An 18,436-nucleotide genomic window follows, 5' to 3' on the forward strand; every position below is an offset into this window, starting at 1 on the left:
TTACATAAAAATCGTTTTTACCACTTGTATATTTGGTGAAAATATATTATACTATACTTGTATTATTGAAGAACTGCCTACAATCGCAGAAAAGAGGGTTACTATGGCTTTTAAAATCAATGACGAAAGAGCGCCGCTTGATCAGTTTTTACAGGGCGAATCTGTTCGTGCTTATGAATTTTTAGGCTCACACTTTGTGAACTGGGACGGCCGTCAGGGCGTTGTGTTCAGAGTTTGGGCGCCGAACGCATTGTCCGTTTCGGTGGTCGGTGATTTTAACGACTGGAACAATGACGCAAACTTTATGTATAAAATCTCGGACGGCGGCGTCTGGGAGTTGTTTATTGAGGGAATTCCTGAGTTTGCCTGCTATAAATATTGTGTCGAAACTCCGTGGCATGAGAGAAGGCTCAAAACCGATCCTTATGCTTTTCATTGCCAGACTCGTCCCGACAACGCATCCCGTGTTTACGAGATTGACGGCTACGAGTGGCATGATGAAAAGTGGTATGATTACAAAAAAGAGCATCCGCACAAGAGTATGCCTGTCAATGTTTACGAGGTAAACGCAGGTTCTTGGCGTAAGTATGAGGACGGCAATGTTTTCAGCTATCGCAAGCTTGCTGATGAGCTTATTCCTTATGTTAAAAATATGGGCTACACTCACATCGAGTTTATGCCTCTTACAGAATATCCGTTTGACGGCAGCTGGGGATATCAGGTTACAGGCTACTTTGCCGCAACATCCCGTTACGGTGAGCCGAAAGACCTTATGTATTTTGTGGACAGATGTCATGAAGAGGGCATCGGCGTTATCCTTGACTGGGTTCCTGCCCACTTTCCAAAGGACGCACACGGTCTTGGCAGATTTGACGGTACAGGCTGTTATGAATATGAAGATCCCCGTATCGGTGAACACAAGGAATGGGGTACATATATCTTCAATTACGGCAGATATGAGGTAACAAGCTTTCTCCTTTCATCTGCAATGTTCTGGCTTGACAAGTATCATGTTGACGGTATCCGTGTTGACGCCGTTGCATCAATGCTTTATCTTGACTACAACAGAAATGACGGCGAGTGGATTGCAAACGCATACGGCGGAAGAGAAAACCTTGTTGCCGTTGATTTCCTGCAGAAGCTCAACACGGTTGTACATATGTTCCACCCCGAGGCTATGATGATTGCCGAAGAAAGTACGGCATGGCCGAATGTTACACGCTATCCGATTAAGGATATGGGACTCGGCTTTGACTACAAGTGGAATATGGGTTGGATGAACGATATGCTTTCGTACATCTCACTTGATCCGTTGTGGAGAAATTATCACCACGACACCCTTACATTCAGCATGGTTTATGCTTTTTCCGAGAACTTCATGCTCCCGATTTCTCATGATGAAGTTGTTTACGGCAAGGGTTCTCTCATCAATAAAATGCCCGGCGACTATGACATGAAGTTTAGCGGTGTGAGGGGTTTCATAGCGTATATGATGGCTCACCCGGGTAAGAAGCTTATGTTCATGGGCAGTGAAATCGGTCAGTTTGACGAGTGGAATGCGAACGAGGAGCTTGAATGGAACCTTCTTTCATTTGAAAAGCACCGTCAGCTTAACCTTTTCTTTGCTGAGGTAAACAAGTTCTATCGTGATGTTCCTGCTATGCATGAGAACGACTATGATTGGGACGGTTTCCAGTGGATTGCACTTGATGACTACAAGAACAGCATCATTTCGTTCCGCAGAATTGCTTATGACGGCAGTGAAATCATCTGCGTGTGTAACTTCCAGCCTGTTCAGCACGATAACTATGTTGTTGGTGTGCCCGAATACGGTATTTATGAAGAAGTGTTCAACTCCGAGGCTGAAGAATTCGGCGGTTGCGGAATCAGAAACGAGGGCGAGCTCAAGGCTAAAAAGAAGAAAGACCACGAGCTCAACTATTCAATGGAAATCACAGTTCCGCCGCTTGCTGTTATGTATTTCAAGCTTAAAAAGAAGCTGGCTCTTCCCGTAAAGAAAAAGACTACGGCAAAGAAGGACGCCGCTCTTGCAAAGCTTAAAGCCGAAAAGGCAAAGAAATCGGCAAAGGCTGCTCCGAAAAAGGAAGATAAGGCAGAAAAAGTAAAGGCTGAGGCAAAGTCTGCAAAGGCAGAAGCAACCGCTGAAAAGGTTGAAAAGAAAGCCGAACCCGCTCCCGAAAAGCCCGTTAAAAAGGCAGTAAAAGCAGTTAAGGAGGAAATTCCTGCTCCTGCTGAGGTTGAGAAAAAAGCTGAAAAAACAGAAAAAGCAGTTAAGGCTGAAAAAGTCGAGAAAACCGAAACTGCCGTAAAGGCTGAAAGCAAAACCGTAAAAGCAGAAAAGCCTGCAGAAAAGAAAACAACAGCTAAAAAATAATCAAAATATTACAAATCATTTGTGCCGATGGATTTTTCTGTCGGCATTTTTGTTTGCCCGAAAACGCATTACATACAAAATTTTTGTAAAGTCTATTGTTATTGTGACCGTATTTGTGGTATAATCATTTAAATGCGGAATGCCGAAAATTGCCGTTTGAACGGCACAAAATTGTCGGCTGATTTTAATTTTGATTATTACGGAGAATTTTATATGAAAATCGACAACAAAAAGGCAAGAATAATTCTTGCGGTTATTATTGCGGTGAGCCTTGTCATAAGCACGGTTTATATGTTTGCAAAACAGGGCTTTCACGAGGACGAGCTTCTGACCTATAACCTTGCAAATTCCTCAAAACAGCTTAATGTTGACGGAGGTTGGAACAGTCCCGAGGATTTCAACGAGTATCTTGCCGTGTCGCCCGATGACAGATTCGACTATGCTCAGGTATATGAAAATCAGATTATAGATGCGTCGCATCCGCCTCTCTATTACGCACTTGTTCACACGGTCTGTTCATTTTTTCCGGGCGTGTTCTCAAAATGGCTTGCCTATTCAATAAATGTGCTTGCCATGGCAGGCATTTTGATTATGCTTTATAAAATCGGACGGAAAATCACGGGCAACAATCTTTACGCCTTGATCGGTGTGGGGGCATATGCTCTGAGTATTGCGTGTATTACCACGACAATTTATCTCAGAATGTACGCAACGCTTACCTTCTGGGTGCTTGCGTTCGTTTATATGAGCATAAAGCTCTATGAAAAAAAGAACACCGTCGGCATAAAGGACTGCATTCTGCTTGCAGTTACAGTGCTTTGCGGTGTGCTTACCCAGTATTATTTCATCCTCTTTGCAGGACTTACGGGACTTGTTTTCCTTGTGTTCAAAATCAAGGAAAAGTGCGGTAAAGACCTTATTAAGTACATTATTGCGGCTGTTGTCGGTGCAGGACTTGCACTCTGCATTTATCCGTACATAATCTCGAATGTACTCGGCGGCAACCGTGGACTCAGTTCGCTTGATATGTCGGCGCTTGATATGATTACGGTTGTGACCTATGTTTTCTACAAGCTTTGCACCTATGTTCAGATTCTTGCAAAGGATATGTTCATCAATCAGGTTTGGCTGCTCGGACTTTGTACAGCCGCAGTTATCGGATTCGGAATTTATTTCCGTTTTGTGAAAAAGGTAAAAATTCCTAAAAAGGCGATGTTTGCCGTAGTCCCGGCAGTTTGCTATTTCATCGGCATTTCACTTGTTTCACCGTTTAACAGCGACCGCTATGTTATGGCGTCACTTCCGCTGATTGCAATGCTTTTTGCATTCTCGTTCATCAGAATTTTCACACTTTTCAAAAATCAGAAGATACGCCTTGCCGTGCCTGTATGCATTTTGCTTGCGTCAGTCACAGCGTTTGTTACGGTTAAGCCCTATTACACATACGGCAAAACAAATCTCTATGAGCCAAAGACAGACAACTGCATTTTTGTCGGAACTGCAATGCTTGAATGGAACAAGTGTATTGACAAGTTTATGAACTACGACAGCACAATGATTGTTCAGAGTTCAAAGTTCTCTCCGACTCTCGGTGATGAGCTTGAAGAATTTGCCGAAAAACGAGGAGTTATCACCAACGGAAAGGTTTCTTCGCTTGCCGAGGCATTTATGTTTAACGGCGACACAAATAAGCAGGAAACCGACAGCATGGAAAAACTCAAAACGGACAAAAAGCTTGCGTCACTTGACGAGGTAACGGTTTATGTTTCCCGCCTTGCAGACAAAGATGATGTGCTTAAATACATAACGGAAAACACAAAATTTAAGAATTATGAGCTTATTCAGGCTGATTACAGCTTTGAAGATTTCTACAACTGGTACGACTATTTTGTTGAAACCGAGTCGTATTGCAATGTTTATCGTTTTTATTAACAGAGGTGTTTAAAATGAATTCGGATAAAATCGATCGCAAAAATTCTATCGGTGTAGCATTTTCGGGCGGCGGACTTCAAGGTATTGCTCACATCGGTGCTGTTCAGGCTCTTTATGAACTCGGAATCCATCCGCAGTATGTTTCGGGTACAAGCTCGGGTGCGGCAATGGCGGCAATCGTTGCAATGGGCTGTGATTCCGATGAAATGAAAAGAGTTGCAAAAAAGCATTGGAAAACTCTTGCCGAAATCGACAACGGCCTTATTTTCAAATCTCTTGCACAGCTTATTCTAAATAAAAAGATTCAGAAAGACGGCATCAAGTCGGGGGAACTGATTGAAGATGTTATCCGTGACATTATGAATGAAAAAGGTATAACAGGCTTTGAAAATCTTCCGATTAACCTTTCAATCTGTACGGTTGACACGCTTACAACCGATGAATGTATTTTTACAACCAAGGAAGAAAATCTTGAAAACGAGCATATTCACTACATAACAGGCGCTCCGCTTGAAACTGCTGTTCGTGCAAGTATGTCGTTCCCTGCAATTTACACAACCTGTCCTTATGACAAGTACAACTTTATTGACGGCGGTTCAAAGGACAATTTGCCTGTAAAAATTCTGCGTGATATGGGCGTCGGCAAGGTTCTTGCAATCGGCTTTGATATTATGACCTACAATCCAGACGCAGGCCTTGGCGGTCTTATTAAGGTTATTTGGCGTGCGCTTGATGTTTATTCAATTGACGGCACAAGAGAGTCAAAGAAAATGGCTGACCTCGCAATTGATATCAAGAACGAAAACACACAGCTTTTCTCAATGGACAGCGTTGACGAAACCATTCAGGAGGGCTACGATGCGATTATGGCTCACAAGGACGAAATTTTAAAGGTTTTCGGTGAGCAAAACAGTGCGGAATAATTAAGATTAAAGAGGACTTCTTTTTTGAGAAGTCCTTTTGATGTAGATGAAACGAGGATTTTATGTTAAAAATTTTGAATAAAACCCGAAAGGTATCGGGCAAAATGTCCGTACCAAAACAAATTATGACAACATTCTTTGCTCTGCTTTTTGGCGGTGGCATGGGAATTGTCGCAAAGTTTCTTGATTCGAACAGACTGCCGAGCTTTTTCGATTGGCTTGATTTGTCAAACTTTTTGGGCAGAACAGCACCGTGGATTTTTATTGCCGTGTGCCTTGCCGTATTCAGCAAATCACCCTTAAAAGCAGGAATTAATGTTTTTGCGTTTTTTGTGGGAATGTTAATAGGGTACTATGTGTGGACAAGTGTTTTTGCAGGCTTTTATCCCGATATTCCGTACCTTATGAGGTGGCTGATTCTTGCTGTTGTATCGCCGTTTTTGGCATTTCTGATTTGGTATGCAAGGGGACGGGGTGCGCTTGCAATCGGAATTTCTTCCGTACTCATGGCAATATTCTGTTGCTTTGCATTTAATCTCAACTTTGCCGATTTCAGAATTCTGTATCTCCCCGAATTTATACTTTGGCTTGCAAGCATCGGAATTTTGTTCAAGGATGTAAAACAGAGCGCATTTTCTCTGCTGATTTCAATTCCCGTTGCCCTTTCGCTTGAATACACGGGACTTCTCGGAATTATCGGCATTGGTTGATATTTTTAAATCTCTGTTGTATAATCTAAGTGCAGATTATTTGCATCTCTAAAGTGATGTAAATAATCATAGAAATTCAAAATGTGAAAAATGTAAAAAATTTGCAGGAGGGTGATTTTTGTGAATATCAGCGTTGGCGACAGAGTTGAGATGAAAAAACAGCACCCATGTGGTTGCAAAACCTTTGAAATTCTGCGTGTGGGAATGGATTTTAAGATAAAATGCGAAAAATGCGGCAGAGAGGTTATGGCGCCCCGTGCAAAGATTGAAAAAAATATTAAAAAAATTTTGACGGAGTAAGATATATATGTTTGAAAAAATCGAAATATTTGACAAAAGGTACTCCGAGCTTTCCGAAAGGCTCTACCAGCCGTCAGTAGCGGGCAATCCCGAGGAATATCAGAAAATTATGAAGGAAATCAAGTCGATTGAGGAAATCGTTTTGACCTACCGTAAATACAAAGAGGCTGTTCAGACCGAAAAAGACAGCCTTGAAATTCTTGAGGAAACAAGCGACAAAGAGCTTAAAGAGCTTGCTCAGATCGAGCTTGACGAGGCTAAGGATAATATCAAAAATCTTGCGGAAGATTTGAAAATTCTGCTTTTGCCGAAGGATCCGAACGATGAACGAAATGTTATCGTTGAAATCCGTGGCGGTGCAGGCGGTGAGGAGTCGGCTCTGTTTAGTGCGGTTCTGTTCAGAATGTACTCGATGTATGCCGAAAAAAAGGGCTTTAAAATCGAGATTATCAATGCCAATGAAACCGAAATCGGCGGTTACAAGGAAATTTCCTTTATGATTGAGGGCGAGGGTGCATACTCACGCTTTAAGTACGAAAGCGGTGTTCACCGTGTTCAGCGAGTACCTGAAACCGAAAGTCAGGGCAGAGTTCACACATCGACAACAACCGTTGCGGTTTTGCCGGAGGCAGAAGATGTTGAGCTTGAAATTGACCCGAATGACCTCAAAATTGACACCTTCCGTTCAAGCGGTGCAGGCGGTCAGCATATCAACAAAACAAGTTCCGCAATCCGAATCACTCACTTGCCCACAGGTATGGTAGTTGAGTGCCAGGACGAGAGAAGTCAGTACAAGAACAAGGACAAAGCCCTTAAAGTTCTCAAAAGCCGACTTCTCAAGGAAAAACAGGACAAACAGGCGAGTGAAATTGCCGAAAACAGAAAAATGCAGGTAGGTACGGGCGACCGCAGTGAGCGAATCCGCACATATAACTATCCGCAGGGCAGAGTAACCGACCACAGAATCGGTCTTACTCTCTACAAGCTTGAAGAAATTCTCAACGGCAACCTTGACGAAGTGATTGACGCACTTGTTGCCGCTGACAGAGCCGAAAAGCTCAAAGAAAGTATGGAAAAATAATCCGGTGATAATTGTGAAAACATTGTTGTTAAAAAATACAGAGGAAGATATAAAAACCGCCGCAGAGCTGCTTAAAAACGGCGGTGTTGTAGGAATCCCGACCGAAACAGTTTACGGACTTGCGGCTGACGCACTCAACCCCGAGGCCGTAAAGAAGATTTTTAAAGCAAAGGGCAGACCCGGGGATAATCCGCTGATTGTCCACATCTGTGATTTTTCCGATATTGAAAGACTTAACCTTGTGACGAAGATCCCCGACACAGCAAAAAAACTTGCCGATACGTTCTGGCCGGGACCGCTCACAATGATTATGAAAAAGTCGGATGTTATTCCGAATGAAGTTTCGGCAGGACTTGACACGGTTGCAATCCGTTTTCCGAGCCACAAAACCGCACAGGCGATTATCCGTGAATCGGGTACGGTTCTTGCCGCACCTTCGGCAAATATTTCGGGCTCACCCAGTCCGACAACCGCACAGCATGTTATGAACGATATGGACGGCAAAATCGACGCTGTTCTTGACGGCGGTGCAAGTGAGGTAGGTCTTGAAAGCACGGTAATTACTCTTGCAGGAGCTGTTCCGAGGGTACTTCGTCCGGGCGGAATTACTGTTGAAATGCTTGAAAGCGTTCTCGGCAAGGTTGAAGTTGATGATGCGGTTTTGCACAAACTTGCAGACAATGTTAAGGTTGCAAGCCCCGGTATGAAGTACAAGCACTATGCGCCAAGGGCGAGAGTAATACTTCTTAATTGCAACGATGAGCAATATATTGATTATGTAAACAAAAAGGCGGCAAAGGGAGTTGCTGCACTCTGTTGTGACGAGGATATTCCGCTTTTGAAAACTCCCATTTTCTCTCTCGGAAAACGAAACGACTATACAAGACAGGCTCACACGCTTTTTGACGAGCTTCGCAGAATTGATGAGGACGACAGCGTTAAGGTTGTATATTCAAGACTGCCAAAAACGAACGGCGTCGGAATGGCTGTTTACAACCGTCTTATAAGAGCGGCAGGCTTTGAGGTGATTGACCTTGAACAGAATTAAAATTGTCGGTCTTACGGGACAGAGCGGTGCGGGAAAAAGCACGGTTTCGGCATATTTTGCCAAAAACGGGATGTGCGTTATAAATGCTGACGAGATTGTAAAAAATCTTTACACTCCCGATTCCGTATGCTTAAAGGCTGTTTCGGGTGTTTTCGGTCAGGATATTATCCTTTCTGACGGCAACATTGACAGACCGTTGCTTGCCAAAAGGGCATTTTCAAGCAAAGAAAACACACATTTGCTCAATTCAATTGTTCATCCGTTTGTTACATATGAATTTATGCAGATGGCGAAACAGGCTCAGACAGACGGAAAAAGCGTTGTGATTTATGACGCTCCTCAGCTTTTTGAAAGCGGTGCCGATGTGTTTTGCGACCTTATTGTAAGCGTTACCGCAAAAAAGGAAATAAGGCTTGAGAGAATCTGCAAAAGGGATAACATTGACATTTCCCGTGCAGAGCTAAGAATGTCTGCACAGCTTGACGAGGAATTTTTCAGAAGTCACAGCGACATTGTCATTGAAAACAATTTTTCTATAGAGCAAGTCGAGCTTGCCACACAAAAGGCGGCAGAGGCTATTAACAACCTGATGAGGTGATAGGATGCCCCAATCAAGGCGATATAAAAAGAAAAAAAGTGCAGGAAAGGCGATTTTGGCATGGATAATTGTGCTTGCAATTCTTGCGGCGGGAGTATTTGTGTTTGTTTCGGTCTTTTACGAGGACGCAAAGAAAAAGCTTGATGAGATGAATTATCCACGCACCTACAGCACATATGTTGAAAAAGCCGCCAAGGATTATGACCTTGATCCTGCGTTGATATATGCCGTAATCCACACGGAAAGCGGCTTTGATCCGAAAGCCGAATCGGGAGTCGGAGCGAAGGGTGTTATGCAGATGATGCCATCGTCCTTTGAATGGCTGCAGGAGCAAAGAGGTTGTGCGGGACAGTACACCGAGGATGACCTGTTTGACCCCGAAATCTGTATTGATTACGGTAGTTATCTTTTAAAATATTTTTACGATTATTACGGCACGGAACGCTCGGCAATTGCCGCATATAATGCCGGCTTTGTTGTAAGCGACTGGCTCAACGATACTAATTACAGTTCGGACGGAAAAAATCTTGATTCCATTCCGTATCCCGAAACAGAGAATTATGTTGACAAGGTTGAAAGTGCCAAGGAAATGTATATAAAACTTTATTATTCACAATCTAATTAAGTGCAGAGATGTTCCGATGCCTTTGGCGGCGGATTTCAAAATAAAATGGTTTTGCCGTGTTTTACGGCACAGAAAGGACGGTTATTATGGCTGAAGAAAAGTCAAAGACAACTTTATTAAAGGAAAAAATTATGATGACCGAACCGAAGGGCGTTAAGGCTCTTTCGGAGGAAGAAATTAAAAAGGCAGACAGCTTTTGCGATGGTTACAAAAAGTTTCTTGATAACTCACCCGTTGAGCGTGAGGCTGTTCGCTATACTGTTGAGCTTGCCAAAAAAGCAGGTTTTGCAGAGTATGAGCAGGACAAAGAATATAAGGCCGGTGACAGGCTTTATTATGTAAACCGTGACAAGGCTATTGCTCTTGCTGTAATCGGTAAAAACGGTGTTAAGAACGGTGCAAGGCTTGCAATCGCTCATATTGATTCCCCGAGAGTTGACCTCAAACCGAATCCTCTTTTTGAGGCAAACAATCTTGCTTTCTTTAAGACTCATTACTACGGCGGTCTTAAAAAATATCAGTGGACAACAATTCCGCTTTCACTTCACGGTTCGGTTGTAAAGCTTGACGGTACAAGAGTTGACATCTGCTGGGGCGATGATGAGAACGAAAGCTGTTTCTGCATTACAGACCTTCTTCCGCACCTTGCAAGGGAGCAGGCGTCAAAGCCAATGGCAAAGGCAATTGAGGGTGAAAACCTCAATGTTATCCTCGGCTCTCGTCCGTATGATGCAGACAGCGACGAAAAAGACCTTGTAAAGCTCAATGTAATGGCTGTACTCAATGAGAAGTACGGTATCTGTGAGGGCGATTTTCTTTCGGCTGAGCTCTGCCTTATCCCGTCTTTTAAGTCAAGAGATATCGGTTTTGACAGAAGCATGATCGGCGGTTACGGTCACGATGATAAGGTTTGTGCTTATCCGGCTGTTATGGCGGCTCTTGATGTTGAAATGCCCGAGCAGACTTGTATCACATATCTTACAGACAAAGAAGAAACAGGCAGTGACGGCAACACAGGTATGCAGAGCGACTTCCTCCGTTTCTTCATCTATGACCTTGCAAAGCAGGACGGTGTTGACGGCTACCGTGTTCTTTCAAAAAGCACCTGTCTTTCTGCCGATGTAAATGCCGCATTTGATCCGACTTATGCGTCTGCATATGAGGCTAACAACTGCTCATACATTAACAACGGTGTAATTATTTCAAAATACACAGGTCACGGCGGAAAGTATGACACATCAGATGCGTCTGCCGAATATATGGGAAAAATCAGAGCTATGCTTGAGAACAACGATATTCTCTGGCAGGTCGGTGAACTCGGCAAGGTTGACGGCGGCGGCGGCGGAACAATCGCAAAGTATGTTGCCAATATGAATGTCGATGTTGTTGATCTCGGCGTTCCCGTGCTTTCAATGCATGCTCCGTTTGAAATTGTTTCCAAGACAGATGTTTATATGGCATACAGAGCATTTTTCACTTTTTTTGATACAAAAGATTAATTTCGGAAAAAATACAAAAAACACTTGATTTTTGCACCGAGTTGTGATATCATACTACTTGCGGCTGATAAAAGGCCGCATATGCGCCGGTAGCTCAGCTGGATAGAGTGTCTGACTACGAATCAGAAGGTCGGGAGTTCGAGTCTCTTCCGGCGCGCCAAGAAAAACGCACTTGTGTAAACAAGTGCGTTTTTCAGTTATATTCGCCTGTCGACGAGTGATATTGCCGTGCAGTGATATTCGGTCATACCGAGTGATATTGCCTGCGGCAGTTTTAAAGCGAATATAATATCACCGAGAGCGAAAGCGAGCGATAACACATTTATATCACGCCGAGTTAAACGAGGCATATCACCGATAACTTTACAGACATTCGGCTTTGTGATATATTGTATTTTGGGTGATGATTGTGTCTGAAAGTATTTTACGGAATAAATCAAAAGAATTTGCAAAACAGATTGTATATATGTGTCGTGATATCAAAGCAAATGCAAGAGAATCGGTTTTAACTAATCAACTTTTGCGTTCGGGAACAAGTATAGGTGCAAATATTCACGAAGCACAATATGCGCAGGGTAAAAAGGATTTTATCTCCAAGTTGGAAATAGCACAAAAAGAGTGCTTTGAAACTGAATATTGGCTGGAACTTCTTTTTGAAACAGGATATATATCCGAAACCGTATATAAGCCATTGCAAAATCAGTGCGGCACAATCAGGAGAATGCTGATTTCATCGATCAATACAGTAAAGAAAAACGATAAATGAAACATATAAACATTCTAACGCCGTAAGCGTTTCTGATGATTAAGTTTATCTAATCCTTTACACCTTAAAACTCAGACCTCATCCTTGTACAATAAACACTGTCTTTTAAAGAATGTAGATTAAATTTTGTGCAAAGTATGCATAAAATGAAAATTATTGTGTACAATGGCTTAAAAAAATAGATTATAAAGGCTATTTTCAGCATTTCTACTCTTTGAATTTGGAGCAATTTGTGATAGAATGTACATAAAGTGGTTACAAATAGGTAACAATCACTTTGAATTCAAAAAAAGGAGTGTTTCTTTGCGAAATGTTTTAAAAAGTGTTTTTAGCAAAAAGGTTTCTGCGGCAGTTCTTACGGCTGTAATGCTGTTTGTGTCGGTTTTCTCAATGTCGATGATTGCGAGTGCGGCATCGTTCTCACCGAGACTGTCTGCCCCGAGTTCAAGTAACAAATATTATTACAGTAATTTAAATGTTTTTTATAGGTACGATTACGGCATGCCTAACTGTACAGCATATGCCTACGGCAGAGCTTATGAGATTCTCGGCTCTGAGCCGAAGCTTTCGTGGAACAATGCAGAGCAGTGGTACGGCTACAACAAGGCTAACGGCTACTATAAGTACGGTCAGACTCCAAAGGTCGGCGCAATTGCCTGCTGGTCATACAGCTATGGCGGCGGTCATGTTGCTGTTGTGGAAAAGGTTGAAAACGGTGTGATTACACTTTCAAACTCTGCATACAGCGGTGATAATTTTTACATTTCCACAGCGAGTATCTCCGACCCGAAGGTTGGCGGTAACAAAGGGTGGAATTTTCAGGGCTACATTTACCTTGGCGATTTCAGCGGCAGTACAAGCACTACTCAGGCTACAACCAAAAAGGTAACTTACACAACAGGTACATATAAAACAAATGTTGACGATTATCTCAAAATGAGAAGCGGTGCGGGTACAAGCTATTCATCTATAACATTTGTTCCGAACAATGTTACTCTTAATGTAACAAAGGTTTCAACAGCCGGCGGTTACACATGGGGTTACACCTCGTACAACGGCAAGACAGGTTGGGTTGCTCTTGATTTCTGTACTTTTGTTTCTTCATCAACGGTACAGCCAACAACAGCAAAGCCTACTGTACAGCCTACCACAGCCAAAGCCACGGTTCAGCCGACTACTGCAAAGGCAACTGTTCAGCCGACAACAGCCAAGGCTACACAGCCTGCAACAACTGTTCCTGCTGCAACAGTACAGCCTACTACGGTACAGGCAACAACAGCTCCTGTAACTACACAGCCGAGCAATGACAACAACAATGATACTCCGTATATGATCGGCGATGTAAACCTTGACGGTCATGTCAATGTTATTGACGCAACTGAAATCAGCAAGTACATTGTTTCAATTTCAACACTTTCTGATGTTCAGAGAGAACTTGCAGATTACAACCATGACGGTGAAATCAATGTCGTGGATGCCACAGAAATCCAGAAACTTGTTGTCGGTAACAACTGATAACAACAAAACAGAACCAAAACACGCTCTGCATTTTGCAGAGCGTGTTTTTTGTTTGGAACTTTTATAACAAAGAGGGGTATGCGAGGATGCATACCCTTTTTGAGTTTAATATTTAAGCATTATGTCAACGAAAAATTCACCGTTATTGTTGCCTGCATCAAAAATTCCGTCATAGACTTCGGTTATGCTCTTCATGGAGTGAAGTCCGATGCCCTTGCCCTGATGCTTTGTGGACGAATAAGTTTCGCCGTCCATTTCCAAAGGCTTGCCGTAGTTGTTTGTTGAAACAATGTACAAACAGTCACCTTTTATTTCGGAAGTCAGGTTAAAATATCTTTTGCCTTCTTCTACGGTACAGCAACCGTCAATTGCGTTTTCGAGTATGTTGCCGAAATACTGCAGAGGTCAACATCAAGAATTCTCGATTTGTCGGGCAAATCAATCCGCCAGTTAATGTCAACATTGTTCTCAATCGCCTGTTGACGATAGTGATTGAACAAAGCATTGAGTGCGTCACTTTTGCAGATTCGCACAGGTGCTGTTACAGTCAGCGAATTTTCGTACTGGGCAATGTAGTCTTTCAGCGCCGAAAGATTTCCTTCATCTGCAAGTCGGCTCATAACATGAACTGAATGTTTAAAATCATGCCTTGCTTTTGAGGTGTATTTTATGTACGACTGCAACGATTCTGTGTAACTTTTCTGAATTTCAAGAATGTTGTTTCGTTCTGTAAGCTTTGTTTTTTCAATAGTAGTCTTGCTGAAAATGTAGAATAATATGAATACTATAAGATACAATGCAAGCTCAAATATTGTAATGATGAATCCTTTTGCATAAACCTTTCCAACACGAATATTTGCGTAGGAAATCGGTATGATATAGATGTTTGACACCATAAGTGCAATTGGCAAAATTGAAAACAAATACCACACCTTGCCGATATTTATGTTGTCAATCATCCATGCATAGTATTTTGTAAGCGGAACAAGCGCTCCCATTGCCGCAACCGAAAGCCCCATTTGAATCAGGCTATATGAGGTGTTAACTCCTCGTGAGATTTCTTCCTGAAAAAATGAGTTGATAAAATATGAATACAGCGAAAAGAATGAAATCAAACAGCACACACTTATAAAAACAAACAAACAGCGTGCTGTTCCGGCCTTTGTAACGCTTTTAATAAGGAAGAAAAATATTACAAGGTCGGGGAAGAGAACAAAGTTTAAATTCTGAATGTCAAAAGCCGTCATCACAATTGACGAGAGAGAACCGAGTATAAAAAATGAACACAAAAAGAGCGTTACTATCTTTGAAATCGGGTATTTTAATTGATTTTTTAACGGTAAAAGGCAGAATAAACTTAACGGTATTATTATGACAAAGCTGAAAAATGCCTGAAGAAATTTTATGAATGCGTCCATGTTCACCTCCGCTGGTTTTCTCTGATTTTTTTGAACATATATTCACGGATACTCTGTTCAATCCGAGTTTTTTCACGAATTTTAATCGGGAATCTTTCACCGTTGCCTGTAACACATACAGAGTCTTCAATGTCCTTTATGTAATCGGCATTCAGCACGATTCCCCTGTTTACGGGTATGAAACGGGTGTCGTTGTCTGCAAGCTTGAGAAACTCTGTAATGGTCATTCGTGTGCGATATCTAAGTCCCGAAACAACACCTATGTTGATATAATGTGCATCGGATTCAACAGAAACAATTTCCTTAAGCGAAATCAGCGTGTTTCGACGGTCACACATAACTTCAATGTATTTTGAATTATCCGATACATATGACGAGGCATCATCAAGTACCTTGTAAATCTGCTCAGCTTTGTAGGGCTTTGTTATGTAATGAAAAGCGTGAACGGAAAATGCCTGCATCATAAAATCGGGGCTTGTTGTGACAAATACAATAAGAATATTACGGTCTTTTTCACGAAGCTTTTCAGCCACGGCAATGCCGTTCATCTTCTCCATGAAAATATCTACAAAGGCTATTTTGTAGGTGTTTTCCTTGAATGAATTGAAAAAAGCTATTCCGTCAGGAAAACAATCAATCTGCACATTTTGCTTGTGTCCGCCAAAATATGCGTTGCAGATTGAGTAGAGAATGTCTGCCTGAGGCTTTTCGTCGTCAATAACTGCAATTTTCAAGATATCGCCTCCTTTGAAATAATTTAATTCGGGGCAATGATTAACTGCACTTAGATTATACCATAAATTTGAAAAATATTATATCCGATTGTCATATGTTTTTGCCAAAAGATTGATGTTTGTGCCAACTTGTTGAAATGTTGCATTAAATTGGCTATCATTGAGGTGATAAAAGCGAAACACGAAAATTGTGGTGTTTCGGTAAATCAAAATCGGAAAGTAAAAAATATCGGAAAGAGGTAATCAACTATGAAAAAAATCAAGAAGTTAGCTTTATTGCTTGCAATTTGTATGGTAGGTACAGTAGGTCTTGTAGGTTGCGGTAATGACGGTGACTCGTCAAGCAAAAACGAAAGTTCGGCATCACAGACTGCTGACGACAATGCAAACAGCGCAGATGACAGCGCCGCTGATTCAAAGGACGGCGATTCCTCGGCAAGCGTTGTAGGTACTTGGACTGTAACAGCACTTGAAGGTACGGACGGTACAGCCGTTTCAATTGATGACTACGCAACAGCAAACGGTGTTGACCCCGAAACTTTGAAATGTACATACACATTTGCAGATGACGGTACATTCTCAGGCGAAATGAGCGGTGTGACTGTTTCGGGCAACTACACATTTGAGGGTACAGATCTCGTTATGACAGTAGGCGAACAGAAGTTTAACTACACATATGACGCTGACAATGATATGCTCAAATACACAGATCCTAACACAGGCCTTTCAAGTTATTGCGAAAGACAGCAGTAATTGTAATCTAATCCCAATTTCCTAATACTACACTACACAAAACAACCGCTCACCGAAAGGTGGGCGGTTGTTTCTGTTTGATGACATGATTGTTATTCTATAGGAGCGGATATTATCCGCCCGCAAGTAATCGTCGTACAATGATATGGATAAATCCAATTATATAAATAGAACAGAATTACCGTTATTTTGTAGCGGCGAACACGGTTCGCCGCTACAGTAGGTCAATTACATCGTGACATTTATAAAATATATCTTAATATATAATTTGTGTCGTTACTTACTCGCCGTTAATTTACTTTATTTGTCGGAGTCCCGTTCAGAAAATTTTTGATGTTGTCCGAAACTATGCCCATAAGGCGTTCTCTGGTTTCAACGGGCGCCCATGCGATGTGGGGGGTGATTATGCAATTTTTTGCACCCATAAGAATGCAGTCCTCAACCATAGGCTCAACCTTGAGGGTGTCGATTGCCGCACCGCCGAGGTGACCGCTTTCGAGTGCCTCAAGCAAATCTTCTTCAACCATAACACCGCCTCTTGCCGTGTTTACGAACAATGCACCCTGTTTCATTTTGGCAAAGGCATTTTTGTCAAACATATTTTCCGACTGTGGATTTAGCGGACAATGAACGCTTACAATGTCGCTTGTTTCAAGAAGTTCGTCAAATGAAACATCTTTGATTCCGTCAATATTTTTCGGAGTTCTGCTCGATGCGATTACATTCATATCAAAAGCGTTTGCAATTTTTGCAACAGCCTTTCCGATGTTTCCGAGTCCGACAATGCCGAGTGTTTTGCCTGCAAGTTCATTCAGCGGATATACAAACGGTGAAAAAGTTTTACTTCTTTTCCACTTGCCGTCCTGAACAAACCGATTATATTCCGCAGTGTGATTGAAATGTTCAAGAATGAGTGCAAATGTGTGCTGTGCAACCGCATTTGTTGAATATGAACCTGCGTTGCAGACGGTTATGCCGTTTTTGGCGCAGTAGTCAAGGTCAATGTTGTTGTAGCCTGTTGCAAAAAGTCCTATATATTTCAGATTTTTCGCAAGTCGCATTGTGTGCGAATCAAGCAGAGTTTTGTTGCACACAACGATATCTGCATCTGCAATTTTCTCCGCAACCTCTTCATATTTCAAAAGACCGAACGACTCAACCTCACCGAACCGATTAAGCACATCGGCATTTACAATATCGTCAAGAACAGTCTGTGCGTCTGTTAAAACTATTTTCATCTTATCACCTCGTTTTTTACTGACTATAGTATATACCGGAAATTTTTTCCTTGCAATCCAAATCGAAATTTTGTATAATATTTGTGCATAAATTGAAAGGAACGGTATGTTAATGTATAAAAATTATCTTTTTGATTTGGACGGAACTTTGCTTCCCATGGATATGGAAAAATTCGTAAAGCTGTATTTTTCATCGCTCTGCAAGCGGTGCACTCCTGTTATAAAAATCGAACCAGACGCCCTTATAAAGGCGATGTGGGCAGGTACTGACGCTATGACAAAGAACGATAACAGCCGTACAAACCGTGAAGTTTTCTGGGAAACAGCGGGCAAAGTCAGCGGTGCCGACCTTGAAAAGTTTGATGACCTTTTTACCGATTATTACGAAAACGAGTTTATCGTTCCGAAAGATGCTACAAGCTTTACTCCTTATGCAAAGAAAAGCATTGATTTCATAAAGAAAAACGGCGGCAGACTTATTGCCGCAACAAATCCGATTTTTCCGTTTGTTGCAACAAAACGCAGACTTGAATGGGCAGGAGTTTCTCCCGATGATTTTGAACTTGTTACAACATACGAAAACTTTGGTTGCTGCAAGCCTAACCTCAAATATTTTGAAGAAATCTGCAAAAAGCAGGATATCAAGCCCGAAGACAGCATTATGATCGGCAACGATGTTGACGAGGATTTGTGCAGCGCAAAACTCGGCTTTGATACATACCTTATTACCGACACAATTGTGAACAGGGATAATAAGGATTATTCAGACTACAAAAACGGCAGTTTTGAGGAATTTTACAAAGATTTTCTCAAAGGCGATTGAATATGATTATATTGTGCGGTCAGACGGCATTTTGCTTTGTCTGACCGCTTTTTTTGTGTGCATTTAATTTTACTT

At 42.0% G+C, this 18,436-nt stretch carries 18 protein-coding genes and 1 tRNA gene; 15 read left to right on the forward strand and 4 right to left on the reverse strand.

Annotation, left to right across the window (positions count from 1 at the left end):
• Positions 1-103: 103 nt before the first annotated feature.
• The 13 genes from glgB to AC2HW8_RS05885 all read left to right on the forward strand — a co-directional run bounded on the left by glgB (position 104) and on the right by AC2HW8_RS05885 (position 13,392).
• Positions 104-2,395, forward strand: a complete 2,292-nt coding sequence (gene glgB / locus AC2HW8_RS05825; RefSeq protein ID WP_484327274.1) for a 1,4-alpha-glucan branching protein GlgB — start codon at positions 104-106, stop codon at positions 2,393-2,395.
• 213 nt (positions 2,396-2,608) lie between these two features.
• Entirely contained in the window at positions 2,609-4,327 is a 1,719-nt protein-coding gene (locus tag AC2HW8_RS05830; RefSeq protein WP_324497073.1) for a hypothetical protein, read from the forward strand.
• 14 nt (positions 4,328-4,341) lie between these two features.
• Positions 4,342-5,250: a patatin-like phospholipase family protein gene (locus AC2HW8_RS05835; protein WP_015522820.1), complete on the forward strand. Its 909-nt coding sequence runs from the start codon at positions 4,342-4,344 to the stop codon at positions 5,248-5,250.
• A gap of 62 nt (positions 5,251-5,312) precedes the next feature.
• The gene (locus AC2HW8_RS05840; RefSeq protein ID WP_295024380.1) at positions 5,313-5,960 is read left to right on the forward strand and encodes a DUF6518 family protein; all 648 of its coding nucleotides are present in this window, start codon (positions 5,313-5,315) and stop codon (positions 5,958-5,960) included.
• 120 nt (positions 5,961-6,080) lie between these two features.
• A complete protein-coding gene (locus tag AC2HW8_RS05845) occupies positions 6,081-6,260 on the forward strand; it encodes a DUF951 domain-containing protein (RefSeq protein WP_101029820.1) in 180 nt (59 codons plus the stop codon).
• 7 nt (positions 6,261-6,267) lie between these two features.
• Positions 6,268-7,341, forward strand: coding sequence for a peptide chain release factor 1 (gene prfA, locus AC2HW8_RS05850; protein ID WP_117847134.1), 1,074 nt, complete (start codon positions 6,268-6,270; stop codon positions 7,339-7,341).
• Between the two features lie 13 nt (positions 7,342-7,354).
• Positions 7,355-8,389 (forward strand): L-threonylcarbamoyladenylate synthase, encoded by a 1,035-nt coding sequence (locus tag AC2HW8_RS05855; RefSeq protein WP_484327275.1) that lies wholly within the window; start codon positions 7,355-7,357, stop codon positions 8,387-8,389.
• Positions 8,376-8,987, forward strand: coding sequence for a dephospho-CoA kinase (gene coaE, locus AC2HW8_RS05860; protein ID WP_215639469.1), 612 nt, complete (start codon positions 8,376-8,378; stop codon positions 8,985-8,987). The genes AC2HW8_RS05855 and coaE overlap by 14 nt, the downstream gene beginning before the upstream one ends.
• A gap of 55 nt (positions 8,988-9,042) precedes the next feature.
• On the forward strand, positions 9,043-9,612 hold the full coding sequence (locus AC2HW8_RS05865; protein ID WP_181984284.1) for a lytic transglycosylase domain-containing protein: 570 nt from the start codon (positions 9,043-9,045) through the stop codon (positions 9,610-9,612).
• 86 nt (positions 9,613-9,698) lie between these two features.
• Positions 9,699-11,111 (forward strand): aminopeptidase, encoded by a 1,413-nt coding sequence (locus AC2HW8_RS05870; protein ID WP_367999445.1) that lies wholly within the window; start codon positions 9,699-9,701, stop codon positions 11,109-11,111.
• An 83-nt stretch (positions 11,112-11,194) separates the two neighbouring features.
• A tRNA-Arg gene (locus AC2HW8_RS05875) sits at positions 11,195-11,271 on the forward strand.
• Between the two features lie 249 nt (positions 11,272-11,520).
• Positions 11,521-11,877 carry a four helix bundle protein gene (locus tag AC2HW8_RS05880; protein WP_242956475.1) on the forward strand — a complete coding sequence of 119 codons (357 nt, stop codon included), beginning with the start codon at positions 11,521-11,523 and terminating at the stop codon, positions 11,875-11,877.
• A gap of 303 nt (positions 11,878-12,180) precedes the next feature.
• Positions 12,181-13,392 (forward strand): CHAP domain-containing protein, encoded by a 1,212-nt coding sequence (locus tag AC2HW8_RS05885; RefSeq protein WP_484327276.1) that lies wholly within the window; start codon positions 12,181-12,183, stop codon positions 13,390-13,392.
• Positions 13,393-13,500: 108 nt separating this feature from the next.
• On the opposite strand, the gene AC2HW8_RS05890 is transcribed toward AC2HW8_RS05885, so the two are convergent.
• From AC2HW8_RS05890 to AC2HW8_RS05900, 3 genes are read right to left on the reverse strand one after another with little or no spacing between them, the layout of a single operon-like run.
• Complete coding sequence (locus tag AC2HW8_RS05890) at positions 13,501-13,797, reverse strand: GHKL domain-containing protein (RefSeq protein ID WP_484327308.1); 297 nt, start codon at positions 13,795-13,797, stop codon at positions 13,501-13,503.
• Positions 13,743-14,813, reverse strand: coding sequence for a hypothetical protein (locus AC2HW8_RS05895; protein ID WP_484327277.1), 1,071 nt, complete (start codon positions 14,811-14,813; stop codon positions 13,743-13,745). Before AC2HW8_RS05895 ends, AC2HW8_RS05890 begins: the two co-directional genes overlap by 55 nt.
• A gap of 2 nt (positions 14,814-14,815) precedes the next feature.
• Positions 14,816-15,547, reverse strand: coding sequence for a LytR/AlgR family response regulator transcription factor (locus AC2HW8_RS05900; protein ID WP_298762818.1), 732 nt, complete (start codon positions 15,545-15,547; stop codon positions 14,816-14,818).
• Positions 15,548-15,796: 249 nt separating this feature from the next.
• Between AC2HW8_RS05900 and AC2HW8_RS05905 the strand changes: the two genes are divergently transcribed.
• Positions 15,797-16,300 carry a hypothetical protein gene (locus AC2HW8_RS05905; protein ID WP_484327278.1) on the forward strand — a complete coding sequence of 168 codons (504 nt, stop codon included), beginning with the start codon at positions 15,797-15,799 and terminating at the stop codon, positions 16,298-16,300.
• 290 nt (positions 16,301-16,590) lie between these two features.
• On the opposite strand, the gene AC2HW8_RS05910 is transcribed toward AC2HW8_RS05905, so the two are convergent.
• Positions 16,591-17,538, reverse strand: coding sequence for an NAD(P)-dependent oxidoreductase (locus AC2HW8_RS05910; protein ID WP_304019844.1), 948 nt, complete (start codon positions 17,536-17,538; stop codon positions 16,591-16,593).
• 112 nt (positions 17,539-17,650) lie between these two features.
• Here AC2HW8_RS05910 and AC2HW8_RS05915 point away from each other — a divergent pair, with 112 nt between their 5' ends.
• On the forward strand, positions 17,651-18,361 hold the full coding sequence (locus AC2HW8_RS05915; RefSeq protein WP_169923250.1) for an HAD family hydrolase: 711 nt from the start codon (positions 17,651-17,653) through the stop codon (positions 18,359-18,361).
• Positions 18,362-18,436 lie beyond the last annotated feature (75 nt).

The organism is Ruminococcoides sp., assembly GCF_057037865.1.